The following is a 671-nucleotide window of genomic DNA, read 5'->3' on the forward strand; positions in this document are numbered from 1 at the left end:
AATGGCGATATGAAGCAGTCTGGTTTCTTTGATGTTGAAGAGCGTCTTGCCCGGCTGAGTGGGCTTGGCGATCAGCTCGAAGCGTTTTCCCGGACTGTGGATTTTGAAGCGTTCCGTCCTGATCTGGACAAGGCCCTGGCGTATTCCGATGGAAGCAAGGGCGGACGACCGCCATTTGATCCTGTGCTGATGTTCAAGATCCTGGTGATCCAGACGCTCAACAATTTGTCTGATGAGCGGACGGAATATCTGATCAACGATCGCCTCTCCTTTATGCGTTTCCTTGGGCTGGGACTTTCAGATCGGGTGCCGGATGCCAAAACGGTCTGGCTGTTTCGCGAGCGTCTGACCCAGGCGGGTGCGATCGATGGGCTGTTCAACCGCTTTGATGCGACCCTGCGTAACGCCGGGTATTTGCCGATGTCAGGCCAGATCCTGGATGCCACGCTGGTAGCGGCTCCGAAGCAGCGGAACACCAATGCAGAGAAAGCGGATCTGCGAGCAGGCCGTATTCCTGAAGACTGGCAGGACAAACCCGCAAAGCTGTCGCACAAGGATCGTCATGCGCGCTGGACACTGAAGTTCACGAAGGCGAAGCGGCAGGATGATGGAACCATGCCATCCAGCGATCTCGCCATCCCGTTCTTTGGCTATAAATCGCATGTTTCCAT

Annotated in this window: 1 protein-coding gene; it reads left to right on the forward strand. The window is 55.6% G+C overall.

Annotated elements, in window-relative coordinates; translation table 11 throughout:
- Positions 1 to 9 precede the first annotated feature (9 nt).
- The coding region (locus GOB81_RS17405) for a transposase (protein ID WP_173571467.1) at positions 10 to 671 on the forward strand (662 nt) is incomplete at its 3' end.

Origin of the sequence: Acetobacter conturbans, from assembly GCF_011516755.1 — a bacterium.
Taxonomy (GTDB): domain Bacteria; phylum Pseudomonadota; class Alphaproteobacteria; order Acetobacterales; family Acetobacteraceae; genus Acetobacter; species Acetobacter conturbans.